Below are 26,412 nucleotides of genomic sequence, written 5' to 3' on the forward strand. Positions count from 1 at the left end.
CCGTCAACTAGTTTTTTGTCGGTCATGAGCAGCGGAAGTTAAGACTTCTCGCTGTCCGTTTCGGCTAGACCACCTCAGTCCGTCATCTGGGTTTCTGTGATTTCCACAGATTCTTCAGAGCGCTAAGTTTCTGTGGCGGCTACAGTTGCTGCTGTTTCGTGCGGGTCCCTGATTGCCCCAGTAGACCCGGAACCTAGTTACCTGCGAGCTGGATCACGACTGTCCCTTTCCTGGTCTGCCTCCTGTCTGCGCGTATGCCCCGGTGTACGTGTGTCTGCGCCGGTGTGTGCTTGCCCGTAATGCCTTCAATGCCCAATCGTTGATTTCGCCCCGCCTGGCCATTTAGGGGCAAAGCAGTGTTTATCATTCCCCCTCTCCTGGCTACTCACCCCTCACGCCCGCTCCCACGCGCATGTACGTAGGCGAGCGTGCCTGCGCGCACATGCATACGTGCAGGCGCCTGAGCGCCCTTGCTCGCATGCCCTACTTACCCTAACCCCCTTCTACCAGTGAAGCTGGCTCCCCTTCTCGCTACCCTCCACCCTAGCCAGCCTTGCCAGCTTTCGTCGGATGACCAGCCACAACAGAAACAGATGTACGCCGACATGCTTGCTACTGGCCTACCGGCCCACAGCGCATTCCCATGCCGGCCAGCCTACTCGTGCCCTTCCGCATACGAGTCGATGCTGCCAGCCAACCAGCACACAAAACCGGACTCGATAATGTCTGCGCCAACTCGCGTCTCCAACAATGGCTCAGCCGCTTCATCAGGTGCCGTAGGGACAGAGGAAATTCATTTGCTGCCCTTACCACGACTGCCCGCAACCTAGGGCAAACAATCTTTTCTGGTAGTGCCTTGCGTGCGTACGTGTCCGCCCCCGTGTATGGGTGCGCGCTCCTGCGCGCGCGACCTCTGACTGCTGCACTGCTGCAACTTCAGCCGCTTTATTATCTTCTCAACTACCTGTGGTCTGTTGGTTGTTAATTACTTCAACCACGCTTGGCTTTGGCAAGTACAGCTGCTCTCGTGACGATTCTACCCCAACATGATAGAACCACCCTGGTAATGAGTAAGGCCGCTTCGTGCAAAATAGCATACGCCTCTTGACGTCCCAGCAAGGAGTTACGGCTGCATACTCTTTCGTAGTCAGGAGACCCACGCGTACGGAACGTATGCACACCCAGACGTTCACCTGACGCGAATCGATCAAGGATGGGGGCTCTACAAGCCCTTGTGACTTGTCTTAACTTCAAGCTAAGAAAGGGGCACCTAGCGAATCTTACCTGCTCTGCAAGACAGACGTAAAATGCCAGCTGGGACCGCTGACATTTTGCGGCTGCCTGCCAAGTATGCGGACTGTTCCGGAGCAGATAGGAAAGACTTGGTTGTTTAACGCCTTATTGCTGCGGCTTCAGCCTCTCTGTTGAACGATGTGCATTGAAACGGGCACCTATAGCCACTCAAAGACTGATCGTTCATTGTAGCGACTAAAAAGGCCTTTTCTTACGTGGTAGACTCCAGCCATTCGCATCGCTCGCTTTAGTTACTTACCTGTTGAGTAAGACCTTTTCAATACCTACAGATTGACTCGTGGACTTGCTATAAGGCAGTTTTAAAGACTGTGATTATGGGCTTTTTCACGCTTATTAGTGTTTATGGCTAACAGGCTATTTAACCCCACTGTATTAATATTATCAATAAAAACAGGTCTGGATTTTGAGTATAAAGCCATGATATTCAATAGATTTTATAAATTTTCCCATCCCTGCTATCAGCTACAGGACCTGGAGTCGAAGCCTGCATTTTACGTTAGCTAAAGGCATCCCATTTTCTACTACTGCTGCGACTTCCAAGTCAGCCTTTTGCCCAACGTTGTAGTCGCAGCACGGACGTTTTAAGCTAGGCTTGTCAGCGGCGGGTGCGAAAACTGGCTTCACTAAGTTCCATGGCATTCGCTGCAAGGAAAGCCCCTGTTTGTGTGATGAGACCACCAATCGGTCAGCCTGTCGATTCTATGGGTGGTTGTCGGCATTAGCTTGACGTACCTGCAAGCTCTTGGCAATAAGGTTCGGCGTCAGTTTCGCATGGGCTCCACTCAGTTCCTCTCGGACCCTCTTGACAGCGAGCGCCGCCTTGGTACGTTGGGAGATGGTTTCACGCGCATGCTGGACGATGAGGGCAAAAATGCCGACGGTCAGCGTGTTGGTACCTGGCATGTCACAGCAGACGAAATCCACCCCACGGTCCCGAAGCGCAGGAATAAAGCCCGCATTGCGAATGAGTTGCTCGGGTTTGGCGATGAGCAGAGTTGCTTGGAGCTGACGCCCGGCAACGATGGCGGCTAGCAACTAAGGTCGTCGGTTGTTTTTGCCGCTCTCCACTTCTACAAACTTAGCCAGCAGCTGGCCTAGCTGGAGCGCAAGGGCGTGTACGGCCGCCCACTGAACTTCGAGGCCCAGGCCGGACTGGCCTTGCTTGACGTACAGTGGGTTGGTTTTTCTTCTCTTGAATTAGGCACAATACCTTAAAGACGGCTGAGCTCCACTCAGGTGCGGTAGCCAGCCTTATTGAGAGTATCAACGATTTGCTATTGTTCTTAATACGAAAGCCACCAAACACATAGACGTGCTTGATGGCTTTTACTTGGCATTCTCAATAGCTAAGAAGTTGTTTGAGTTACTATTAGACCGTCATGCTGAGCTTGCCGAAGCATCTCTACCGCTTCGTTAAACGGCTCCAATAAAGGGGTTCTTATTGCACTACATCCTTTGTTAACGCTCCCATTCCTAGCAGGTCCACAAAAAAGACCGCACCGTTGTACTTGGTCAGTTATTCCACTAAAAAAGGAAGTTAAAGGTTAATGAAAGGGGCACTCAGCGGTCAAAGCTAAGGCTAAAGTCTGTGCTAGAATCCAACCCATGAATAATCACAGCCAACCTTCTTGCGGTATAATGCGCAATAAATTGGGCAAAGAAGCGTATAATTGCTCATTATATTGCGCACTATGCCCAAAGACCCAGTCGTCCTTTTACCGCGTTTGCAACAGTTGCTGACGCAAATGGGGGAAAATATCCGCCTGGCCCGCCTGCGCCGCAAGCTCAGCGCGGCCCGCGTGGCGGAGCGCGCGGCCATCAGCCGCAACACCCTGCACGCCATCGAGCAGGGCGCTTCCACGGTGAGCATGGGCGCGTACCTGCAGGTGCTGTTTGTGCTGGGCTTGGAAAAAACGCTGCTCCAGCTGGCGGCTGACGACGTGCTGGGCCGCAAGCTGCAGGATGCCGAGCTGGTGGTTAGCGCCCGGGCCCCGAAACATTCTTCTGGCGAGTAGTTCCATGGCCAAAACCGCTGCACGCCGCCAGCTCTACGTGTACGCCGACTGGCAGGGCCTGGCCGATGGGCCACGGCTGATGGGCACCCTCTCGGCCGTGCCGGTGCGGGGCAAGGAGATTTTTTCCTTCTCTTATGACGCGCAGTGGCTGGCCCTGCCGCAGGCCCAGGTGCTGGACCCCGCGCTGCAGTTGTTTGCCGGCCCGCAGTACCTGCCGGAAGACCAATCCAACTTCGGCCTCTTTCTGGATTCTTCGCCCGACCGCTGGGGGCGGCTGCTCATGCGCCGGCGCGAGGCCGCCCTGGCCCGGCAGGAGGAGCGCCGTGAGCGGCCACTGCTCGAGTCGGACTACCTGCTGGGGGTCTTCGATGGCCACCGCATGGGCGGGCTGCGCTTCAAAACCGACCCGACGGGCTCGTTCCTCAACGACAACCGGGCCATGGCCGCCCCGCCGTGGACGTCGCTGCGGGAGTTGGAATACGCCAGCCTGCAGTTGGAGCGGATGGACGCGCCCCAGGACCCGGACTACCTCAAGTGGCTGTTTATGCTGGTCGCCCCCGGCTCCTCGCTGGGCGGTGCGCGCCCTAAGGCCAGCGTGGTGGACGAGCACGGGCAGCTCTGGATTGCCAAGTTTCCCAGCGGGCAGGACGAGCACGACGTCGGCGCGTGGGAAGCTGTGGTGAACGAGTTGGCCCAGGCCGCCGGCCTACAGGTGGCCACCGGCCGGGCCCAGCGCTTCAACAGCCGCCACCACACCTTCCTCTCCCAGCGCTTTGACCGCACGGCCACCGGCGAGCGGCGGCACTTCGCCTCAGCCATGACCCTGCTGGGCTATCAGGACGGCACGGACCACCAGGACGGGGCCAGCTACCTGGAGCTGGCGGGCCTGCTCATCCAGCAGGGCGCCCAGGTGGCCGAAGACCTGACCGAGCTCTGGCGGCGCATCGTGTTCAACATCTGCGTCTCGAACACCGACGACCACCTGCGCAACCACGGCTTTCTGCTCACGCACCAAGGCTGGCGCCTCTCGCCGGCGTTCGACCTGAATCCCATCCGCTACGGGCAGGGCCTCAAGCTCAACATCTCTGAAACCGACAATGCGCTGAACCTCGACTTGGCCCGGGAGGTCGCGCCCTACTTCCGCCTGTCGGCCGCACAGGCTGAGACGGTGCTCGCGCAGGTCGTGGCCGCAGTGCGGCAATGGCCGGACGTGGCCAGCCGGTACCAGCTCTCGCGCACCGAGCAGGAGTTGATGGCGGGCGCCTTCGAGGCGGCACAGTAGCTTAGACTGTAGCTTAGGTGGATAGCCCACCGGCCGCTTGTATGCACGAGGGCCACAGGCAGCTAACGCTAGCCCGGCACCGCATACGTTGCCAAGCACCCCTGCTTGTATGCCTCGTATTCTAGCTCGGGGAAGATGTCAAACTGCTCGTCGGCATAATCCCAGGCCCGTAGAAAGCGTTGCTACATGGGCAACCAGGTTAGCCTCGCTTCTTGTAGCCCTTGATTTTTCCCTGGTTAAGAACCTCTTGTAGCACCTTCGGCGGTAGTGGCGTGTTAGCTCCTTCAAATTGGTCGAGGTAATAATTAAGCGCTTCGTCCGTCAGGTCCTTGATCTTCACTCGGTCATAAAACTGGGCCTGTTTGATGCGTAAATACGTTTGGAAGCGAATTTGCGAGTTGAATGGCACTTGCTCCGGGACTTCTGGCGCAAGAGCAGCATCGTCCGCTTTTGGCTTCCCTCCTACCCCTTCCGGCAACGCTTTTTCTGAGTGTGCTTTGGGTATAGCAGCAGTAGGCTCTACATCGATAATACCTTCAATTACGGGCACTGGTGGCGGTGTGCCCGCCGGATTCTCAGAGAGGGTTGGACGCGGCTTGTCTTTGTAGCGAGCCAGCGCCGGCCGTGACGGAATCTTTGGAGAGTTAGTGGCCATGCGACAGATGATGTAGGATTTCGGTGGTTAAAGCTTCGTAATCTTCGGCGCCAGTGGAATCCGGGGCATAGTCAAAAAGACCAGTACCTGCCATCTGGGAATTGGGGATAGCCGTACTCTGGCGGATAGTCGTCTCGAATACCGGTACGTCCTTACCGTAGTGTTCTTTGATAAGGTCTACCACGTCGTGGCGGAGCCGGGAGCGGTAAGTGGGAGAATACTTCGTAAAGAAAATTCCCCCAATACGCAGATTAGGGTTAATCCGACGTCTTAGTCGAGTGCAGGTATTGATAAGGTTGGTTAATCCTTCGAACCCGTAGAATTCCGGATCAACGGGAATATAAAGCAGATTGCTGGCCGAAAGAGCAATCCAGGTCAAGGTGCCAATACTGCCTTTCGTATCAATAACGCAGTAATCATATTCCGGAGCTACCATCTCGAGTATGTCGGCCAGCCGGGTGGAATGCTCAGCATCCCATCCAGGTAGCTGCGCTTCATTGGCTTCCATTTCTCCACTGGCAGGCAATAAGTCCATGTTTTCACCTACCGGGCGAATAACAGCATGGATATCGTCCAGACTAAACTCTCCTTTGCGCATAAGCAGCATCCCCACGTGTTCAGGAATGTCAGCTCCCTCAAATGAGATGGTCAGGCTGCGCTGCGGATCACAGTCACAGAACAACACCCGGTGTCCCCGGCGGGCTAAAGCTAAACCTACGTTCAGGGCTGAAGTAGTTTTGCCTACCCCCCCCTTGTTATTGGAAAAGCATAGTGTTTGCATGTATTGGTACCAAAAGGTGAACGAGCGCAAGTAAGCACTTTTACGTTTAACTGTAACTACGTTGATATGTATAGGCATTGAAACGCTAATAAGTTTTTATATACTTACGTTTATACGTAACAACATTGGGGCGTTAATACGTTTTTATATACTGACGTTCGTGCGTAGCAACATTTAACTGCTGTTACATTATCACGTATACACATTTATACGTGATAACGCTTGTATGTAATAGCATTAAAACATACAAGCATAATCACGCAATAGCATACTAACGTTTATACGTATAAACGTTAGTATGCTATTGCGTATTAAGAGTTAACATCTTGATTTAAAAACACATAACAGCCTATGGTTTGGCCGAGGGTTTCGGAAAACACTAGGCAGCAGCGCTAGTAATCCGCCGCCTGGATCGGGACGTGGTAACGAGTAGGTATGCCGATAAGTAGGGATACGTCCGGGGCTCGGCCCTTAGTTGGGGCTCAACGCTAGGCCAGGGAAGGCACTCAGCGGCTCTTTAAACAGGTGGCCGGGGATACCGTTGAGCGAATCAACTTTGGCCGCCAGCGCAGAGGCAACTAATGGGGGACTGGGCGGGTCCGTCGTAGTGGCCGAACTCGGCGACGAATACTCGGCCAGCAGCTCGCTGGGGAGGACTATGAGCGCGGTGGGGGAGGAGGGAGGACGCAACGAAAAGAGCGGGGCATGAGCTGGAAAGAGGAGAAAAAGGGGTGAACAGGAAAGAAAAGGCATTTCCCGGCCCGGGTGACCAGCAGGGGGCGGTTACTAGGCGACCACCGCACGTGCCGTATAGGGGGTGGCCGCTGCTAACGGCCCGACCCGGACCAGCGTCAGGTCCACACTACTTGGTAGACTGCGGGGTCGCAGGCCGGTGGGTGCGCTTTGATTTCAGCTTGCCGGGGGGAAAACAAGTTGGTTTTGCAAGGCTTTGGCCAGCCCCTACGCCGGGTACGCGAGGCGCGGGTCTGGCCAAAGGCGCTGGCTGACGTATCCAAGCCGACCTTTTACCGCTTGGAGACGGCCTGCTACCCAGTGAAGCTGGACGTGCTGACCTCACTGGCGCAGGGGCTGGAACTGACGCTCAGCGGGCTGCTGAGTTTTCGATGCCACCGCGTTCCGCCGCGGAGTAACTACCAGTCAGCGACACAACTAATCCGACGGTTTTGTCCGGCGACCGGCCGGTCGCCGGACAAAACGGGAATGACTGGGAGCTAACAAGCATCCGCCGGGGCTTCGCCGGCATGAGGTTTTTCGGAAGGCCGGAGACGACCCAGCAACTGCTCGACCTCGGCAGTCCCCGGCACGGACCCGCCCCCGGGAATGCCCGGGAGCAAGGCAGGCGCACTGGCCAAGTTCCAGCACCAGGCCTGCACCACCTGCTCAGCGAGTGGGCTGGGGCGCGTTACGTGGCGGAGCAACGCATAGAGCCGGGGACCGCAGGTGGCGGTGGCGGCTACTTCGGGCACTACCCACGCCGCCAGCTCGCTAATCTGCAGGCGGTGTTGGGCCAGCTGCAGGGCCGGCAGCCCATAGACGGGTGGGTCCAGCATGGGAAGCTCCGGGGCCGCGGCCAGATGCTGGGCGAGTTGCGTCAGGTCCTGATAAGCGAGTACGACTGCTGCGCCGGTGAGCCACAGGTCGGGTTGGAATTCGGCCAGGGCCTGGGACCAGGTGCTGGACCATAGGGTGGGGAAGTGCTGCCCGAGGCGGTCACGCAGGTAGGCCAAGGCCAAGGCCCGCTGGGTGGCTGTGGCTTGGTGGTAGGGGAGGCACACGCCGGGCGGTGGGGCAGAAAAAGGGGAACAATCAGCCATAGCAAGGAGGGGACGCGGGAAGAGCGAACGGGAGGGAATAGCTATCGAAAAGGGCAAGCGGGCGCAATGCGCAGCCCTTGGAGGTGCGGAAGGCACGGGACGAAACGGGCGGCGGAAGGCGCTAGGGCGCGGGGGTTTCGCTGGCCGGGGGCTGGTCGGGGAGGGGCTGCCCTTTGGGGGCCCGTAGCCGTTCGCTTTCCTGCCAATCCTGCCGCAACTGCCGGGCTTCCTTCTGCAGAAGCTGGCGGCGCTCGCGCAGGGCTTGGCCGAGCAGGTCGATGACCTGCACGCCCGCTTCCCGTTCCGTAGCCACAGTCAGCGACTGGGTAACGGAGTGCAGAGTGAGGGCCACGATTCCCTCCAGTTCCATGGCCAGGAGTTGCTGCTGCTGCGCCCGGACGGCTTTGCGGGCGCGGCGCACCTGCCGCAGCTGCTTGCTATACCACATGGCCAACTTGCAAAATGGTTATAGGGGAACTGGCCAGTTGGCGACCAGCGAGGGCCGTCGGAATGTTGGTCAGCCAGCGGGTAAGTTGCCCGGCATCCTCGCATTCATGGATGCGGTGGTTGGCGAGCAGTTGCTCCTGGGGCAAAAGGAGCGGGTTGCCGAAAAGGACGGCTGACAGGGCATGACGGAGTTCGCCAAGCACACAGTGCCCGGTTACATGATTTTCCATGTAATTTTGGGGTACGTAGGGTTTGCAATGACCCAACTTGTAGTGCCTGCTAGTAACAGGTGCTATATCGGAGGTCAGTCGTTCCAAGCGACTGGCCTCTTTTTGCTTACTACAAGTTGGTTACTCAATCTGAGTACCATAAAAGTATCAATACTTTTATGGTACAACAAGCTTATTTATACTAAAACACCTAAAATGTATTGATACTGGCTCGTTAGAGATTTTATCTTTACCCAATGAAAAAGGAGAAGACCGAGCGTACGGGTAAAAAGCAAGTAGGCTTAGAGGTAACTGTTGAAGAGAAGGAGTTGGCTGAGAAAGTAGCGAAAGAGCGCGGTCTGGGTTTCTCTGCCCTAGTTCGACTACTCATTAAGGATGAAGCTCGACGGCTGGGTATAATCTGAATAGAACGAATGAAAATACTTAGCACTGACAGTCCCGCAACGGCTTTGCCAATTGCTTGCAACTCGAAAGAGAAGAAGAATTGCTTTCCCTTTTAAGTAGACATTATGCAGCACTTCCTTCTGGTGTGGCTAGCAAATCCAACAGGCCGTCATTCGGTAGATGGCGTTGAGACGACGATGCGTTTAAGAATTCCGACTTGATCTTCACAGTAGTGAACAGCAGAATACAGGCCCTGGCCAGTATTGGGTCGTACCCGGTCATCAACCTCTAGCCGCTTTAATACTGGCAATAGGCCAACTCGTGACCAAAGTGAACAGGGTATCAATAGCCCACTATACGGAAGTCTATAAGTTACGCGGAGCTTTACTGTCCGCTCAAATAGCTTCCCACTTCCTCCACCATTATTGAAATACAGTGGCGGAGGCAGCAGTACCAGATACTGTATACTGGTTAGCGGAGCCGCATCAGAATCGTTATTACGATGAGGGGCTGCTATCTATTACTCAACATCCCTTCGATTCGAACATGGACCGAACTGTTAAGAGCATTAATGGAAATTATTCGTCAGTTTTAACTCCTTATTAGAAAATATATTCCATGTTTTGCCAGCATGGCGACCGTAATGGAAAAAGGAGCCCCTGGCTGCTGCTGGTCTTTGACACCTCGAATAAAGCCACCAGCCGCCGCATTCAACAGGCCCGCCGGGCCGGGGAGTTGCGAGAACTCCTGCCGCGGGTGTATACCTCCGACTTAACTACGGATCCAGCCCTGCTCGTGCGCCGACACTGGCTGCCACTACTTAGCCACCTCTATCCCGACCCCGTCATCAGCCACCGCTCCGGCCTGGACGCGCAGCCGACCTCATAAAGAGATATTTTTCTGACCTAGAAGTACTTAAAGAAAGTGGCCCTGTCGGGCCAAAAACATGCTGGGTGCCCACCAGCTGCTTGCGTAAGCGATAGTATCACAAGCAAGTATTGGGGCACCCAGCTGTTCTGTGCTAGTTAGAAAGTATAGCCGTTATCCGTCAAGCACAGTAAGGATAAGGCCGTGAGAGTATCGAATAGAGGCCAGACCTTCTCGGGGCGGGTTCGACGGAAGTATGCTGCTACTTGCTCCAAATCCATTTACTGTCCGGCTTGCTGCACAGCCTCATGTAGGGCCTACATCTGCTGCGCGAGTTCTATAGGCCGCGCCTGGGGACCAGAGGTATTTGTAATAGCCGCTGGGGCCTTGACTCGTTTGAACAACCAAACCTTGGTGTCAGCACAGCGATATGTTTAATGCTTAGCATAAGGGCTGATAATGCTCAATTATCATTCTTTAGTTGCTGTTGACCGCTCCTCATGCTTTGGGTAACTGTACAATAAGCATGAGTATCATTCACGACAGCAAAATGCTTGCACAAAGTCGCGCGGGGTATGAATCTGAGCGGAGAATAACCTGTATATTCACCGCACATTATGCGGAGAATCAGCTTATTTATTCATCAACTCCCAAGCTGGCCTCACTTTCATTGGGACCATGCTACGCTGGAATCAACCCTGGGCACAGTGCGCCACCAACAAGGGCACCTGCTTGGTCGCTTGGAAGCGCTTGGTCTTGAGCTACGCGCCGAAGCTACCTTGGAGTCGCTGGCGCTGGATGTGCTCAAGTCCAGCGAAATTGAAGGGGAAGTGCTCCCACCTGAGTCCGTGCGCTCTTCCTTGGCATACCGTTTGGGCTTGAACCAAGCGGGGTTACCTCCGATAGACCGAAGGGTGGAAGGTGTTGTCGCAATGATGCTAGATGCGACGCAACGGGCGCAAGCACCGTTAACGGCCGAACGCTTATTTGGCTGGCACCACGCGTTGTTCCCCACTGGGTACAGTGGTATGTACGCGGTGCGCGTAGGAGCGTGGCGCACCGGACCCATGCAGGTCGTGTCCGGTCCCTTAGGCCGTGAGTGGGTACACTTTGAAGCCCCGGCCGCAGAGGAGCTGGACGCCGAGATGCACCGGTTCCTTGAATGGTTTAACGCGCCGGCAGACTTAGACCCTGTGCTGAAAGCCGCCGTGGCCCACTTCTGGTTTGTCACCATTCACCCCTTCGACGACGGCAACGGACGCATCGCCCGCGCCATTGCCGATCTGCAATTGACGCGGGCAGATGGTATGGCCCCGCGCGGGTACAGTATGTCGGCGCAGATTCAGGCCGAACGCCAGACGTATTACGACCTGCTGGAAACAAGTCAGCGGGGTACCCTGGATATAACGCCGTGGCTTACCTGGTTTCTGCAATGCCTGGGCCGGGCGTTGACTCGGGCAGAGCACACATTAGGGCAAGTGATGGTCAAGGCTCGGTTCTGGGAGCGGCATCGCTTGACGCCGTTGACCGAGAGGCAACGGCTGCTGGTGCAGCGCTTACTGAATGGCTTTGAAGGCAAGCTTACCACCAGCAAGTGGGCCCGCATGGCCAAGTGCTCTCAGGATACGGCCGGCCGCGATATTGCCGACCTGATCAGCAAAGGCATCCTGCTGAAAGAAAGCGCGGGCGGCCGTAGTACGGGTTACCGGTTGGCGCCGCTGGAGTAAGACGCAGTAGCGCGCGATTACACCCGAAAGGTTGCGCGGCCGTTTCCGACTGTACACTAGCGTGGCAGCATAGGTTTCGATAACGTTTCCTTATCGGAACCTACTTAATCCCAGTGGTTCTTGCAGCAGCAAGCTTGCTAAGTTTTACGTCAGCCTGCTCTCTCTTAGTTAGCTCAACTAAGATTCTAGACCTTAACCTAATCGTGAGAGAAGTTCAAACAGCGGCTGATTTACGTAGTAACTTGAGGTTGCCAGTTTGTTTGCGCGCAGAATAAGAAATAGCCAGGAAGGGATGCAAGCTAGCTATGTAAAGAAACTTGATTTTTCTTTACATATGATCTTGACCTATGTAAAACAAACGAGGGGTCTCTTAACATAGGTGATGCAACCATCCTCACTTGCGGAGTACAATTACCTATGCAGGGTGAAAATCATAAGGACTGATAAGGTTTACTTATCGTTCCTTATTAAGCATTGAAAAATTTATCATAAAGATAGTTTCTTAGCCATGCTGCTAATATTTCTTTAAAGAAGTATTAGTCATTTAGCAATTCTATCTGAGGATACGAGCACATTCCACTCTTCCTTCTCTTTGTGCTTGTTATAGCTCAACACTGCCCGCCCACTTATTTGCTCCCCATCCTGCCAGCCTTGCCGGGTAATCAGATGCGGAGGCAGGAAAATGTTATCTACGAATCCAAAGCCCTTGGCGTGCAGCTGAAGCGGCCCGGCAAATTCCCGATAAATAGTTGCCTCAGGCTGCTCAGTCGTTTTTTCAGCGGCCACTGCCGAATATAATGTGTTGCCGTCTTTTATTCGTGACTGCAGCCACAGCCGCACGGCATCACCAGCCCCCAGCTCTGCCAATCCGAAATCAGCGGTAGCAAACGAGAGGCGCAACCCGGGCCTTACCGTAACAAAGGCCCGGGCCCGATCTGGCGTGCACCCCGTCACCACCCCCAACAGCGGCGGCAATGAGTCCCAGGCCTGTCCCGCCGGGCGCTGCTGTACCTGCAGTACCCTGGGTTTCCCATTCACCAGCTCACTGCGTACCTGCAACGGCGTACCCAACGGCAGCTTGGCTACCCACTTGAACCGACGCAGAGGTACCGAGAGGGACCGTGGCAATCCATCAGTGCTGGGTGGCAACAGATAAATGGCGCCGGGTTTATCCGGTGCATCTGCCCGCACCGACGACAGCACCACTGACTGCCACGGTAGGTCCCCATATACGGCAGCCTCAGCGGTTTCCAACCATCGGCGGCGGGCATCCGCTGCCGGCGCTGACGGATGCTGTGCCAACTGTGCCAGCAGGCTGAGCATTTCACCGCGTACAGGCCAGCCCTCGGCTTTCGTGGTTTTCTCGGCTTTCTGCAGCTGCCAGCGGGCTTCGCTTGGAAAATCTCTCTGCAGTCGATTCGCCAGGGTCAGCCGCAGCCCCCGCAGAAATTTTTCCTCGGCCCCGCACGTGGTAGCCCGGTAGTAGCAGGCCGTGGCGGTAGCGGCGTCAGTTGCATCCAGGGTTTCTGCCAGTAGCCGCCAAGCCCAGAATTCACTGCTTTTTCTTCGGACCACGGGCAGCAGCACCGCCAGCGTGGTCGGCAGATCTTCGCCCAGAGCCGCCAACAACTTGGCCCGGCGGTAATCCAACCAGCCATACTGCGGATACGTGGCCGCCAGCTGCTCCAACCGCGGCAGCAGTGCATCCACACTCGCCCGCGTCTGTGCGGCCACGGCTTGGCCCGTAGTCTGCAGCCATGCCGGTGCACCAGGCTGCCGCCCCATCTGCAGTCGGCTGATGAGTTGCGCGGCGTAGGTGCCATACGCAGTTTCGGCCACCGCCGGGAGGTGCACCGGTTTACTTGCTCCGTGTGGAGTAAACGATTCCTGCTCAAAATCCTCCGGCCGCAGCAAATCCAGATTCCACCACGCCCACCAGGTAAAAGGGAGGTGCTCTTTGCACTTCAACGACGCCTGCAGCAGCACCGAGCGGCCCTTCGACGGTTCTGCCCCGACGGGCACTGTAGCCAGCACTGTCAATAGCTCACTGATTGCCTCACCCGGCACCGGCTGCTTCTTGCTCAGCGCGGCAACCAAGGCCCGCACTTCCCAAAACAACTGCTCGTCGCGACTGGGGTGCGCCGGCAGGGCCAAATCTGCCAGCTTGCTCAGGCACCGGATAGCCGCCGAAGTATCTACCTTCGCCGTGGCTTTTTTTAAGTATGCCAGCATCACCCGGTGCATTTCCGCGTGAGCAATGGCACTAGTCGGGTACTCGGTCAGATAAGCTTCAGCTTGAGCAAAAGCGGCTTTGAGCTGCCCGGTGCGGCAGAGTTCGGAAACGGACGGCATGGTGATGGATTGAGGCTAATTCAGCGCCTGCAGGATGGAGTGTAGTTTTCCCAGCAGCTCCGGCGAATCGTGCTGGTCTACTCGCACCCCGGTGATGCAGTCCTTCTTACCGTAGTCGAAGATGAGGTTGGCCCGGCCTGCCTCGTGCTGCAGTTGGTAATGCTCCGCGTAAGGCTTGTGGCGCACGCACAGAATGCTGATACCAGCCGCCGACGCCGCTTCGGCAAACAACTCGTGGTAAGCGGCCAGAGTAGGTGAGGTGGCGGCGTCAAAATGCACGGGCACTGCTGACGCGGCGGCTGGCAGGGGCTCCCGCAGCCGCTGTACCGCCTCCTGGGTAAGCTCGGTAGCCGGGCCGGCGGGCTGCACCGAGCTGAAGGGCACCGAATCCTTGTAGTACACCGTCACCTGACCGCGCTGTTTGCCACGCCGCAGCAGGTAGCGCAAGCCGTACTGCACTGGCGCAATCTGCTCTACCTCGGCGCCAGCTTCGGTGAGCTGGGCAGCTACCCGGCGCACCTGCTGCAGCTGCGTGTTCGGCAGGCTTCGGATGCCAAGCCGGGCTTCCAGCTCGGTCAGCTCGTCAAACTGCGCGGTTTGCTCCCGCACTACCTCTGCAAACAACGGTACAGGAACTGACAGCGGCGGCTTGGCCTGCGGGTCGAACAGCCGCATGGCCTCCCACGGCGTGAAATTCTGGTCATTAAGCAGGTACACCTGTCGGCTCGCCCGCGTCAGCGCCGTGTACACCCACCGAAAATAGTGAGCGTGGCGCCGGCCGCTGAAGCCCGCAAAATCAATAAAGGCCGTGTGCCAGGTCCCTCCCTGGGCTTTGTGGCAGGTAATGGCATAGCCGTACTTGGCCCGCAGGGCGTGAAAATGCGCGTCCTGGCGCAGAAAATTGCTGAACTCAGGATGCCGGTCATCAAAGCTGTGCTTTTCGCGGCAGCGCCGCACGGCGTCGATATAGAGTGCCTTCACCTCATTGGCACTCAGGGCTCGGTCAGGGCTGGTCAGAAAGGCGTCCAACAACAGACGCTCTTCCGCATAGGTGCTGCCATTGGGGCAGGTGAAGCGTAGACGCACCGGCCGCCAGGTGAGCGGCACGTACACCGGCGTCTTGTTCACATGGATTCGCACCTGCCGGGTGTAGGGCATCCCGGCCGACAGCACCGTAGCAAAATCCCCATTATAGATCGGTTCTTCGTCGTTCAGGTAGTTGTTCTGCGTGATGATCAGCCGGTCATTGTCGGCTACGTCAGCGCGTCCGGGGAAGAAATGCCCCCGCACCAACTCGTTGTACTGCCGGGCCAGGTTGTTGGAGTAGGTGATGATAATAGCCCGGTCTGCGGCATCGGGGCCACCGCCCGCCGCCAGATAGGCCGGCAGCAGCTGCCCTGGGGCCACATCCTGCACATCAGCCGTTCGGTTCAGCCGCAGCCCGGCAAAGTACCCGCGCCGCAGGGCGTCGCGCACCATGGTAGCATTGGCCAGAATGCCGCTGTCGGTTTGCTGACGCACCACGTCGGTCAGCTCCACCTCGCGCACTGGCACACCGGCCGCGCCGCCCAGGCGCTGGCTCAACTCGGCCGCGTCCAATGCCCACGAGTCCCGGTCACCCACGGGCGGCAGTTGGGCCCGGTCGCCCACCAGTAGCAGCTTGTAGCCATTCTGAGCCGTAGGCCGCACGTAGCGCAACAGGTCTGCCAGCAGATGCCCTGTCCCCAGCCGGAAAAACTCCGACTCGCTGAACGCGTCGCCCACCATCGAGGCCTCGTCCACCACGAACACCGTCCCAACGGGATAACCGTTGTTGGCCAGGCCAAAGAAGAACTTAAACGACTTGTCCGCATCGTCCTTACCGGTTTGCAGCGGCTTCAGGTGCGAGAAGTCGTAAATACCCCGGTGAATGGTGCTGGCCTCCAGTTGGGTTTGCTGCCGCAGCACGCCCGCTGCCCGGCCCGTTGGCGCCAGCAGTACCGCCGGCTGCTGCAGCTCCGCCAGCAGGGTCTTCAGTAGAAAGGTCTTTCCTGTACCCGCGTAGCCTCGCAACAGGAATACCGGTTCATTGGGGTTGTGCAGAAATTGGCGGAAGAATGTGAGGGCGGCTTGTTGGGCTCGGGTGAGATTCATGTTAATACTTTATCTATTTTTTCAATAACATAACGGCATTATAAAGCCTTTTTAATAACCCTCTTACTATAACGGAATTAGATCCTGGCTCTACTAAAAATTTAATAGCTTCTAAGCGACTTTCAATTTCCTTTTCTTCTGATGTTTTATTGTATATTTTGCCATTTTTCTTTGCTTCGTTTATCTTATTTTTTAAATTTAATGCATCGTATTGAACTTGAAGTTTCCTAATGTCACTTGCATATTTGCGTAAAACTGTTGTACATCTATGTTCTTCCATGTTTCGCACATGGCGCAATGAGTGCATAGTATTTCCTTCGCTTGTTGAGAGGCAATAAGCATAAATCTTAGTTCCAATAGGTATTGCAGTTAATGAAGTACATTCCTCGTTTATAGATATACCAAGTCTTCGAAAATCAGTACGCATTGTAAATATGTTATTATTGTATTTCGTGTCATAGTATAAGTTTAGCAACTCTTCCACTTGATAAAATGCAAATACGCAAAAACGTCTAAAAGCCAATTCTTCTCCGTACCTTTCATAAGTGCTTATGTCAAGTAAAGAATTTTCCATTCTTATATTATCGATCAAAAGTTGCTTTTTCACTTGCTCTTGAATCCCTTCATAGGAAATTGAAGGACCAACTTTTAATCCAATACTTCCTTGTATCGATAAAGCAATTCGTTTGATTTCTGTAATATCGTTAATCAATGTTTGATAGTTAATGTTATTTTTTGGATCTTCTATAATGCCTTTCTTGTTTTTGTTGTCATTTCTATGAAATTCATTATTTTCAATGTGTATATGTATTGATTTATCATCTAATTGATCTGTATTAATTATAGCAGCATTATCCAGCAAACAATGCAATTGTGCCGGTAATCTTCTTTTTAAATCTTCTATCTGGTCAAATTGACCTCTTTTCTTTAAGCGCAATATTTTCTCTCTAAGAACTTCAGGCAAAATGATAGGTTTGGCCATAAGTCATTAAGCTATTTAGTGCAAGAATTAAGCTTAGAGCTTGTGCTTACAAATTTTGATTCTTGTCGAATTCTACTTGCAATCCAATTATTGTCAATTCTTCCAATATATGAAGTGCAGTGACGCCATTCAAATCCTGAAGTTGTTCATACAAAGAAGCATAGACAATGCCCTTCTTTCCTCTTACCATCCCCAAATAAGCAATTTTCCCGGCTAGCACCTTCTCCAACTTAGGAATATTGCCTCTGTATCGAGCATGTGCTTTGCTGCCGCCATAATTCTGGCCCATAGCTTTCGAAGCCGCCGCATAGCCGTGTTTCTGCCACACGTGCAGCAGAAAGCGAATATCCTGCACGAACTCACGCGGCACGTTCGGCCGTTCGTTCACCACCACCCCGGTAACCTCCTGGCGGGTTTCAGGCGTCTGCAGGCGCTGTTTGGCCGGGTTCTGCTCGTAGCCCTCATCCACCAACACCGCGTTCAGCTCGGCCTGGAAGGCCGCCGTGAAAGCCGGCCGCTGACTCGAAAAGGTAATGTCATCGGCGTAGCGGGTATAGTGGCAACGGTGGCGCTTAGCCAACGCCCGTAGCTTCCGGTCTAGCCACACGCATACCACGTTCGTAAGCAGGGGCGAGGTAGGCGCCCCCTGCGGCAGGCTGCCCTGGTCGCAACACAGGTTGGCTATCAGGTGGGCTGCTTCCTTCGGCAGGTCGAAGGGTTCCAGTTGCAGCACTTTCAACACCCGTCCTACCCGCGTACTCGGGAAAAAGTCTTTCAGGTCCAGGTTCAGCACAAAGCGGCGGCCGGCGTGGGTCTGTGCATTGGTCAGCACGCTTCGGCCGGGCACGAAGCCGTGCGCTGCCTCGTCGCAGGTAGTGAAAGCGGCCGTGAGGCACAGCAGCAGCAGCCGCTGAATGCGGCGCAGGCCGTGCTCAGGTGCCTTGATGTCGCGGAACTGCCCGCGGGTGCGCTTGGGCACCTGAAACGTCTGATACCGTTCCTTCTTATGGTGCGCGTAGTACAGCAGCAAACCCGGCGAAACAGTCTTGGGGCTGCCCTTGGGGTGTTGCTTACGGTGTAGCTCCAGCGCAGCATTCAGCACCCGCGCCAACGAAATGGCATCGGTAACTGCCCGGAAATGCTCCGCTAGTTCCGCCAACTCCTCCGCCGCAGGCAGCGCCGGCTGGTAGCCGGGCTTCACCTGCTGCAGCCACCCATTTTTGATAACGAAGCCAGCCAGCGGGTTACCCGGATGGTCAGCTGGGCCACCGGCGGCGGGCTCGTTGTCGTGGGGCGGAGTAGGGAGTTGGTCAGGCGTTTCGGCCATGGAAATAGAGAGCAAACAATATAATGCCCAATGAAAATACCTGCCGGTGTTCTTCTAAGCCTGATACAACAAGATCAGACAAGAGCTCCTAGTAAGAAGCAGACAATCAATAGCATAAATCAATAATCAACTCCAATCGATTAATCAATGAAATCAATTAACGAGTCGGTTATGACTGCCATTGGGCCCACTGCCGAAGCAGTGGGTTACGAGCACGGCACAGCGCCGCACGAGGTAAAAAACCCTGTCGCAGGTATTTTCAAAGAGCGTAACGGCCGCCCCTATCGGGCAGGCCAAAGTTGAAATAGTAGCCTAACGCCGCAAATACGTTAGTGCGGGAGGAAAAAACTAATATCCCATCGCGTCGCGCAACGAATCAAAGTCGCCATTGAAGTCGTCGTAGTCGCCATACTGCCCGTCCGTCAGCGCGTCGAACGTGTCCCGGTCAGCATCGTCCCGGCTATAGTAGTCGCCGGAATCGTAGTCATCATTATCATCGTCAGCTGCCTGCTGTCGCTCTAGCTCAGCCTGTAGATGGCTTTCCTTCTCGTCCAGCTTTTGCCAGGCGGCATCGGTCATTTGCTCCTGTAGCCGTGGATACTGCTGCTGCCAAGCCTCTATGTCTTCCCGTCGCAAAGCAAAGTGGTCGAGCACCTGCAGGCAGAAGTTGAGGTAGCCGGGATTTTCCACCAGCACCTGGCTCACCGTCTGCCCCTGATGACGGCCGAAGGTGAACACGGTATCGAGAGTATAGAAACGCATAGTCGTCAGCCAATTGGTGGAAGAGTGGAACAAAGCACGTCAGGCCCAATGCAGTCTTTCTGCATTGCCGGAAAAAATTTTAACCCTGGGTCAAAATCACCCGAGCCCCGCGGCACCGGAAGCACACCAGCTTCCACGTGGCGGTACTTCGGCAAACGGCCTCGTCCCTGGCAGCGCGGGCAGGTAATGCTACGGACAGATGACAGGCTCGGGGCTGCTACTAATGGTTGATTTTGCGGCATCGGCACGGGGTTTTGTGTATCGTTGCGACAAACTTCAGCCCCGCCAATGCAGTCTTTCTGCATTGGTGAAAAAACTTTCACTTTTTTTATGCCCCTTATCAAGAACCCACTTATCCGTTACCGGGTGCTGGATGCGTGCTTTCAACGCCCTTACCGGCGCTGGTCGAAAAAAGAGCTGCTTGATGCACTAAGCCACGCCCTGCGCGAACAGTCTGATTATTCCGATGGTGTAAGCCAGCGCACGTTGGATACGGATATCAGCAATATGCGCAAGGGTATCGGCGGGGAGGGCCCGGCCCCTATCCTGTGCGACGCCGAGGGTAACTACTATTACGAAGACCCGCATTTCAAATACTTCCTGAGCCCCCTCACGGCCGAGGACGCCGAAGTTCTGCAGCAGGTGCTGCTGGTTTTGCAGCAGTTTCAGGGCCTGGGCCTGAGTGAACGGCTCGACACGCTGGTACGCCGCATCGAGAAAAACCTGCGCGACAACCGCACTGCTGATGCGCCAACGGCCATTGAGTTTGAGCAGGTGCCCGCTTACACTGGCACCCCCAAGTTGCAGGTACTGCACCGGGCCATCCGCAGCCGCCAAGTTCTGCAGCTTACCTATCAGTCATTCGACGCCGCACACAGCTGGCAGGAAACCGTGCATCCGTACCTGCTGAAACAGTACAACAACCGCTGGTTTCTGATTGGGCTGGCTTCCGGCCGGGCCGGCATTAGCAATTTCGCCCTTGACCGTATCCTGGCTACGGAGCCCAATGCAACAACAACCTTTCTTCCGCCGGAAACCAACCTGCCCGCCCGCTTTGCGGAAATTATCGGGGTATCGTTCAACGAAGCGGAGCCAGTGCAGGAAATTCACCTGCGTTTCCATAACGACCGGGGGCAGTACGTCCGCACGAAGCCCCTACACGCCAGCCAGCAGATTTTACACCACGACGGGCAGGTATTAGATCTGTGTTTACGCCTCCGCCTAAATCGGGAGTTGGAAACCCAGCTGCTTGCCTTTGGCGAGGATGTAGAAGTATTGGCCCCTGCCGTCTTAAGAACTCGTTTGCAAGATCGACTACGAACCGCTTTAACTCGCTATTGAATCCTACGGTATACCTGACTTAGTTTGGTTGCTATATGCACTCCAAGGTATTGCTACTGTCATTCGCTCAGCCTAGCACCATGATAAGTTGGCTTCATGACCATTATACAAATGAACACCCATGACTTTATTTAATAGGATTTGAGATTCAATAGGTTATAACAAAGGATTTATAAGGCTGGCTCCGGAACTTGGCTCCGGCTTCTCTAACTGATTACGCAAAGCCAGCAGGTCATGTTCACGCTCAAGAATTGCTTTGGTTACGGACTCTACCGTGGCCTTGATGTGCTGCCAAACCTTTCCCATAGTCAAGGTCAGTTCCTCAACGCTCTGTTGCTGTATCTCTTCAAGGTTGAAAGGGTAACTGTCCAAAAAGTGAACTACAAATTTCTGTCCAGCTGGCTTCTTGGCTTTCGGCACCCCTACTAGACACTCTTTTAATACCGTGCGGACTTCCTCATTACCAGGAGCAATAATCGTCCGAAAAGTCAATTTTTTCTGTTTGTCTTGGTTAGGCCAGAAGAAATCTAATTCAAACATAAAAGCTTCCTTGTTAGGGTAACCTGTTCCAGTGCGTGGGATAATCTTATCTAGTTCTTGCGGCAGAAATCGAGCATACCCTTTATTAGGCGACGCCCGCACCATACCCTCGTTACTCAACATCTTGTACAAATGCCCACCTATCTCGCTAGCGCGATCAGGACGGTGCAGAAATAGAAAATCAAGTATATTTTGGTGGTTACGGTATAGCTTAGCAGCTAATAGGTTCAATTCGTCGTTTTCCAAGATTTCGCGTTTGATAGTTGTAGTGTAACCCTCCAAATAGCTGATGACTAATGGACTCAGACGGAGTTTGTAAATCGCCAGGATTCTATCCAACACATCAATCAGTTGCTGGTAAGAGTACTCCACGTAGAAGTTCGATTCCTGCACCGAGGCTGCACCGGTAGGCGTTAGATAAACAAATGCAAAACGCTTTCCGGGAAAACGCTCTCCCACTAATTGCCGATAGCGGGTTAGTTGATAGGAGTGTTCCCCAGAATCTACCTTATTCTCAATGCATACAATGAGGTCGGAAAACTCCAACAGAATGTCGATGTGGTGCCACTCACGGAATACACGCATCGTGCTGTACTCTAACCCTTCAATATCCGATTCGTCAATGCCTTCCACCCGTTGGTCGGCCAGCACTGACCGCAGAAACCGACTTACTATTTGGTTCCCTAAACCATGATTGGCGTTAGGATCTAGTAGCCAAGCCAAAAAATTAGAATGACGAATTTCGGTCCGGGTTATCCCCAGAATATGAAAGATATTGGGTTTCTGTAATTCAAGACTTACGCGATCAAAGTCTAAATCATCTAAAAGCTTTGAAAATTCACGCTTTAACTCAGCTATTCTTCCCATTGGTCATCATAAATCGACACCCTAAATAAACATATTAAATCATTTCAGTTAATAGTTTTACTTACATCTATAGAATAGTGGCGGTGGTAAAACGGGAGGTGATTTTAAGTTGTGGTTAGCCGGCGGTTATGCTCATCAATGACGAGTTGAATACGCATGTGATGCATAGCTAAGCAGCGGCTAAAGGAGCAGGTTTTCGCACAAGCACCGCGCACTTCTGCCGTAAAGAGCAGTTGATGGCTTCCACGATGCTGGTCAGGCCACTGCCTTTGGGGCTGGGCCGATGCGCTCGCGGTGGCAGCACTTGGCCGTAGGCCTCCCACTCGTCCGTAAAGTACCAGGTACCGGTTTGATAGTCTTCAGGCAAGGTGGCCCACAGACGGCGCAGGGTGGCCGCGCCCCGGCAGCCCAGCACCCAAGCCACAATCCGGCGGCTGTGCCGTTCAGTGGCCAACCAGAGCCAGACTTTGCGCTTTTTGCGGCCAACAAATGTCCACATCTCATCCAGTTTGAGTACCCAGTAGCCTGCTCGGTTTGGGCCGCAACTGCGGCGTGGTCTGCGCTTTTTTGCCAGTTTGACAATAGTGGGGCGCGAGACACCCGTCAAGCGCACAAGTGCGTGTTGCGAAACCCGCTCCAATAGCAGCAACTCGACCTGCGCATACTGAACGGCTTTGCCGACCGCAGCCGGAACAAACAGAGCCTGATAGCGGCAGGCTGTGCACTGGTACTTGGGCTGGCCGTTGCGGCTGCCATTCTTGCGCAAGGCCGTGCTGCCGCACTTACCACACGTGAACGTGGTTTGAAGCATACACCGAAATTAAGAATCACCCCTTATTTTACCACTGCCAGAATAGTTAATCCTGTATTTTTCGCGTTGGTCAAAGATAAATTGCCTGCATGATGAGCCGCGAAGTCGATTCGCACGAAATGAACACCATAGGACATTATAAACTTTGGAAGGTAGCTTAACCTCGATTTGCTTAATCAAGCTGGCATGCTTGGTATCTAGTAGCAATGCATAGTTTCAGCTAATCTTTGCCAAACCGAAAAGTTTGCAGGCATCAACGAATGATGAAGCACATCCACTATTTAAAAGTACAAGCGTACTCTTTAGTACAAGGTTGCCGAAGTTATAGATTACAACCACAGTAGGTTCCGATAACCTTTCATTATCGAAACCTACTGTTCAACAACAGGATGCTGCCGGTAGGACACAAGTATAATTGCACTATGTAGCGGAGCGACAACCTGACCGCCCTAACTAGTATCGATGGAATTAAGGCGGTCTTAGGAATCACTTGTGCTATACTACTGGATGGCAAAAATCTCCAGAAGGAAGCAGGATAGTGCGGTATATGTGTTTGGGAACATCACATAACCTTTTAACAGGTGCTCTGCGCTGTATCATTAGCAAAACAGATAAAGAAGGGATGAATCTTTTAGTCGACCTATATGCCCGGCCAAAATTTGGCTGGGCATTTTGCTTCTGTTTATCGGGTAATGCATTAATTGCACCACGGCATAAAGGTTCATATCTCAATGCTGCCTTTCCCAGCTATAAACCACTTCATGCATAGTACAGGTCATACTCCCCGCGAATACCGTTTTCTGCTAGATTTAGTCAATCAGGCCTTTGAAATTGAGAAAAAGGCGGCCGACTTAAAGGAGTCTAACTCAATCCAACGGAACGTTAACCGACTCCGCAACCTGTTTGAAAATGAGGTACCAGGTTCCTTCTTTCAGCAAAACACAGGAGTAAGTTTTACCTATCATAATCCTATTGGAGAGCGCTACGATGACACCCGGACAGATTGCGATGCCAGCATCGCTGGGGCTGGCACGGAAAATCTGTGGATTACGGAAGTCATCAAACCGATTGTGTGGTTGGCCATTGGCGGCGGCCCCAAAGCATTGGTCCAGAAAGCGGTAGTTGTAGCGGAAACACGCATTGATTCCGCATTCAATTAATCCATATACCAAGCCTCCTCACATCTCCTAACATGGACATTAACATCAATTACGGTATCGACTTGGGTACTACCAACTCTGCACTGGCCCGCTTTATTAAGGGTGAGGTGCAAATTTTCAACAACCCTTCGGATTATGGAAGAAGTACACTCCCCTCTGTAGTGGGCTTTAAAAAAGATAAGATTATAGTTGGCACCAAAGCCAAAGAAATAATGGAGCGGGACCCACGTAGCGTGGTTGGCGCTTTTAAGCGGCGGATGGGGACCAGTGAGAGCTACAAAATCAAAGCCACGGGACAATCCATGACTCCTGTCGACTTATCGGCAATGGTTCTGAAAGAGTTGAAAACCTTTCTACCAGTAGGGGAAACGCTGAGTGCGGCGGTAATCACAATTCCGGCATCCTTTGATACGCTGCAATCCAACGCAACGAAAGAAGCAGGACGGCTTGCAGGGTTGGAGCAGGTAGTGTTGCTGCAGGAGCCGATTGCAGCAAGCCTGGCTTACGCTAATATGAAGAAGGAGCGTGAGCTGCCTGATGGACAGTGGCTGGTATATGACTTTGGGGGTGGGACTTTCGACGTAGCGCTGGTGCGAATCCATCAAGGTGAAATGCGGGTACTGGACCATGAAGGAGATAATTTCTTGGGTGGCACCGATTTTGACCGCTTAATTGTCGAGCAAATTCTTATCCCAAAGCTCAATGCTCAATTCAACTTTACTGACTTGGAAGACCAGCTTAAAAGCGAGAAAGGCCGCTTCAACGCACAATACCACGTCATGCTCCGTCGAGCTGAAGAGGCTAAGATTCAGCTGTCAACGAAGACCAGCGCGGAAGTTGTCGTAGACGGGATGACGGATGACGACGACAATGAAATCGATGTGGAGTTGGTCGTAACCCGTTCCGAATTCAATGAATTGATAAAGCCAGCTGTAGACAGTACCGTCTCGATGGTGAAGACCATCCTTACCCGAAACAGCTTTCAGGCAAGCGACCTACTGTTCACGCTAATGGTAGGAGGCACTACCTATATCCCGTTTGTTCGGCAGCGGGTAGAAGAATCACTGGGCACACCTGTTAACTGCGACATAGACCCCACCACAGCGGTAGCCGTTGGAGCGGCATACTATGCTTCCGGCAAGCGCCGCGAAAAACCACAGCCCGAGGCTAATGCTCAAGGGGCCTCACGTTTGAGCATCAAAACCACGTACCAAAAGACATCCCGCGAACCAGACGAGTTGTTTTCTGCCCGCATCACGGGCGATGTTACCGGACTTTCCTATCGCATCACCCGCGGAGACGGTGGTTTTGATACGGGCATAAAAGCGTTGTCAGAGCGCATCAATGAGGATTTGCCCCTGGTTGCCGATACATACAACATGTTCCGGCTCGCCATCTATGATGCGCAGAACAATCTCGTCGCCAACGATGCGGAAGAAATAGCCATCAATTCCGGATTCAGCATCAGTGGCCAACCTCTCCCGGAGGATATCTGCTTGGAAGTAGATGACGAAGACCATCCGGGTAATACCCGTCTGCTCTGTGTATTTCAGCGAATGACGCCGTTGCCAGCTCGACGCACCCTGTCGTTTCCGTTAAATAAAACCATCATCAAAGGCGCTGATGGCGAGGGCATCCTGATTAACGTATTGGAAGGTCCGCAAACCTCGTTGGCGGAGGCCAATAAGCTTATTGGGCATATGGGCATCCTAAGCTCGAACCTACGACGCGATGTGCAACGCGGCTCAGAAATCGAAATAACGCTGGAAATGACTGAATCCCGGGACTTGGCCATTACAGCCTACCTGACGATGATTGATCAGGAGTTTAAGCAGGTCTTTACGCCAAAAGTCCGGGCCACTTCCGTAGCCCTTGTGCAACGCGAAGCAAAGTACCTCAATCAAAAGATTGGCAGTGAAATTGAAGCCGCTGAAGAACGGGAAGACTATGAGACAGCCGGCGTCCTGAAGAAACTCCGCAAGGAGGCCGGCGACCTGGGCACTGAGGCAGGGGAACTAACCGGCGATGACGTAACCGATAAAAAGTATCAGTTGGAGGACCGCAAACGGCGACTCGCCCAACAACTTCACGATGCGACGCGGGAACGCCGTATCGCCGAAATCCGTGCCGAGTATCAAGAAGAGAAAGAATTGTGCCACAGCTTGGTTGAAGAACATGGTAACGACCAAGAACGCAAATACTTACGGGATGTAGAAATGCAGGAGCCAGCGCTGCTCGGCTCGGATAATGCTACCCGCATTCAGGAGTTGACCGACCGCCTCCTGAGCATTCGGATAGGTATTCTGTGGCGCCTTCCTGCCTACCTCACCCGCCTGTTTAGCAACCTGGAACAGCAGTCCACTAGAATGAATAATCAGGACCAAGCAGCTATTCTAATTCAGGGTGGACGCAAGTATATACAAGCACAGGACTGGGGGCAACTGCGTAGCGTCAACCAAGAGCTTATGAACCTGTTACCACGTGAGATTCAGCAAACCGTGAGCAAAAAAATCGGTTTCTAGACGGTTTGCTGAACGGTTCTGACCAAAGCAGAAAAGGGCCGCCATCTTAAAGATGGCGGCCCTTTTCTGCTTTTACAC

General features: G+C 53.9%; 21 protein-coding genes. 8 read left to right on the plus strand and 13 right to left on the minus strand.

The features are described from left to right. Positions 1-2,013: 2,013 nt before the first annotated feature. Entirely contained in the window at positions 2,014-2,349 is a 336-nt protein-coding gene (locus J0X19_RS22960) for a recombinase family protein (protein ID WP_206986759.1), read from the minus strand. A gap of 656 nt (positions 2,350-3,005) precedes the next feature. Here J0X19_RS22960 and J0X19_RS22965 point away from each other — a divergent pair. Together J0X19_RS22965 and J0X19_RS22970 are read left to right on the plus strand one after the other, a co-directional pair. Further along, positions 3,006-3,329, plus strand: a complete 324-nt coding sequence (locus J0X19_RS22965) for a helix-turn-helix transcriptional regulator (RefSeq protein ID WP_206986760.1) — start codon at positions 3,006-3,008, stop codon at positions 3,327-3,329. A gap of 4 nt (positions 3,330-3,333) precedes the next feature. Beyond that, positions 3,334-4,611 (plus strand): type II toxin-antitoxin system HipA family toxin, encoded by a 1,278-nt coding sequence (locus tag J0X19_RS22970; RefSeq protein WP_206986761.1) that lies wholly within the window; start codon positions 3,334-3,336, stop codon positions 4,609-4,611. A gap of 199 nt (positions 4,612-4,810) precedes the next feature. Here the strand turns inward: J0X19_RS22970 and J0X19_RS22975 are convergent, their stop codons facing one another. The 5 genes from J0X19_RS22975 to J0X19_RS22995 form a co-directional block, all read right to left on the minus strand. Beyond that, the gene (locus J0X19_RS22975) at positions 4,811-5,266 is read right to left on the minus strand and encodes a hypothetical protein (RefSeq protein WP_206986762.1); all 456 of its coding nucleotides are present in this window, start codon (positions 5,264-5,266) and stop codon (positions 4,811-4,813) included. Next, positions 5,256-6,125 carry a ParA family protein gene (locus tag J0X19_RS22980; protein WP_206986763.1) on the minus strand — a complete coding sequence of 290 codons (870 nt, stop codon included), beginning with the start codon at positions 6,123-6,125 and terminating at the stop codon, positions 5,256-5,258. The genes J0X19_RS22975 and J0X19_RS22980 overlap by 11 nt, the downstream gene beginning before the upstream one ends. 393 nt (positions 6,126-6,518) lie before the next feature. After that, positions 6,519-6,737, minus strand: a complete 219-nt coding sequence (locus tag J0X19_RS22985; RefSeq protein WP_206986764.1) for a hypothetical protein — start codon at positions 6,735-6,737, stop codon at positions 6,519-6,521. Positions 6,738-7,279: 542 nt separating this feature from the next. Beyond that, the gene (locus tag J0X19_RS22990; protein ID WP_206986765.1) at positions 7,280-7,882 is read right to left on the minus strand and encodes a hypothetical protein; all 603 of its coding nucleotides are present in this window, start codon (positions 7,880-7,882) and stop codon (positions 7,280-7,282) included. Positions 7,883-8,003: 121 nt separating this feature from the next. Next, positions 8,004-8,330, minus strand: a complete 327-nt coding sequence (locus J0X19_RS22995) for a hypothetical protein (RefSeq protein WP_206986766.1) — start codon at positions 8,328-8,330, stop codon at positions 8,004-8,006. Here J0X19_RS22995 and J0X19_RS23000 point away from each other — a divergent pair. The 3 genes from J0X19_RS23000 to J0X19_RS23010 all read left to right on the plus strand — a co-directional run bounded on the left by J0X19_RS23000 (position 8,329) and on the right by J0X19_RS23010 (position 11,537). Then, positions 8,329-8,505, plus strand: a complete 177-nt coding sequence (locus J0X19_RS23000) for a hypothetical protein (protein ID WP_206986767.1) — start codon at positions 8,329-8,331, stop codon at positions 8,503-8,505. The genes J0X19_RS22995 and J0X19_RS23000 overlap by 2 nt on opposite strands. 1,056 nt (positions 8,506-9,561) lie before the next feature. Then, positions 9,562-9,831, plus strand: a complete 270-nt coding sequence (locus J0X19_RS23005) for a hypothetical protein (RefSeq protein WP_206986768.1) — start codon at positions 9,562-9,564, stop codon at positions 9,829-9,831. A gap of 596 nt (positions 9,832-10,427) precedes the next feature. Next, a complete protein-coding gene (locus J0X19_RS23010) occupies positions 10,428-11,537 on the plus strand; it encodes a Fic family protein (protein ID WP_206986769.1) in 1,110 nt (369 codons plus the stop codon). 540 nt (positions 11,538-12,077) lie between these two features. On the opposite strand, the gene J0X19_RS23015 is transcribed toward J0X19_RS23010, so the two are convergent. From J0X19_RS23015 to J0X19_RS23035, 5 genes are all read right to left on the minus strand, one after another. Further along, the gene (locus tag J0X19_RS23015) at positions 12,078-13,889 is read right to left on the minus strand and encodes a DUF7017 domain-containing protein (RefSeq protein ID WP_206986770.1); all 1,812 of its coding nucleotides are present in this window, start codon (positions 13,887-13,889) and stop codon (positions 12,078-12,080) included. A gap of 15 nt (positions 13,890-13,904) precedes the next feature. Then, entirely contained in the window at positions 13,905-16,022 is a 2,118-nt protein-coding gene (locus J0X19_RS23020) for an ATP-dependent DNA helicase (protein WP_206986771.1), read from the minus strand. Between the two features lie 13 nt (positions 16,023-16,035). Further along, the gene (locus J0X19_RS23025) at positions 16,036-17,004 is read right to left on the minus strand and encodes a hypothetical protein (RefSeq protein WP_206986772.1); all 969 of its coding nucleotides are present in this window, start codon (positions 17,002-17,004) and stop codon (positions 16,036-16,038) included. 46 nt (positions 17,005-17,050) lie between these two features. Next, positions 17,051-18,331 (minus strand): reverse transcriptase domain-containing protein, encoded by a 1,281-nt coding sequence (locus J0X19_RS23030; protein ID WP_206986773.1) that lies wholly within the window; start codon positions 18,329-18,331, stop codon positions 17,051-17,053. Between the two features lie 348 nt (positions 18,332-18,679). Continuing rightward, positions 18,680-19,093 carry an exodeoxyribonuclease X C-terminal domain-containing protein gene (locus tag J0X19_RS23035; protein ID WP_206986774.1) on the minus strand — a complete coding sequence of 138 codons (414 nt, stop codon included), beginning with the start codon at positions 19,091-19,093 and terminating at the stop codon, positions 18,680-18,682. Positions 19,094-19,423: 330 nt separating this feature from the next. Between J0X19_RS23035 and J0X19_RS23040 the strand changes: the two genes are divergently transcribed. Then, entirely contained in the window at positions 19,424-20,434 is a 1,011-nt protein-coding gene (locus tag J0X19_RS23040; RefSeq protein ID WP_206986775.1) for a helix-turn-helix transcriptional regulator, read from the plus strand. Between the two features lie 156 nt (positions 20,435-20,590). Here J0X19_RS23040 and J0X19_RS23045 read toward each other — a convergent pair whose 3' ends face one another. Next, positions 20,591-21,841 carry a PDDEXK-like family protein gene (locus tag J0X19_RS23045; RefSeq protein ID WP_206986776.1) on the minus strand — a complete coding sequence of 417 codons (1,251 nt, stop codon included), beginning with the start codon at positions 21,839-21,841 and terminating at the stop codon, positions 20,591-20,593. Positions 21,842-22,010: 169 nt separating this feature from the next. Continuing rightward, entirely contained in the window at positions 22,011-22,652 is a 642-nt protein-coding gene (locus J0X19_RS23050) for an IS1 family transposase (protein ID WP_206986777.1), read from the minus strand. Between the two features lie 731 nt (positions 22,653-23,383). Between J0X19_RS23050 and J0X19_RS23055 the strand changes: the two genes are divergently transcribed. Together J0X19_RS23055 and J0X19_RS23060 are read left to right on the plus strand one after the other, a co-directional pair. Beyond that, entirely contained in the window at positions 23,384-23,812 is a 429-nt protein-coding gene (locus J0X19_RS23055) for a hypothetical protein (protein WP_206986778.1), read from the plus strand. 32 nt (positions 23,813-23,844) lie between these two features. After that, positions 23,845-26,334, plus strand: coding sequence for an Hsp70 family protein (locus J0X19_RS23060; RefSeq protein ID WP_206986779.1), 2,490 nt, complete (start codon positions 23,845-23,847; stop codon positions 26,332-26,334). Positions 26,335-26,412 lie beyond the last annotated feature (78 nt).

The sequence above is a fragment of the Hymenobacter telluris genome (genome assembly GCF_017313265.1).
Lineage (GTDB): Bacteria > Bacteroidota > Bacteroidia > Cytophagales > Hymenobacteraceae > Hymenobacter > Hymenobacter telluris.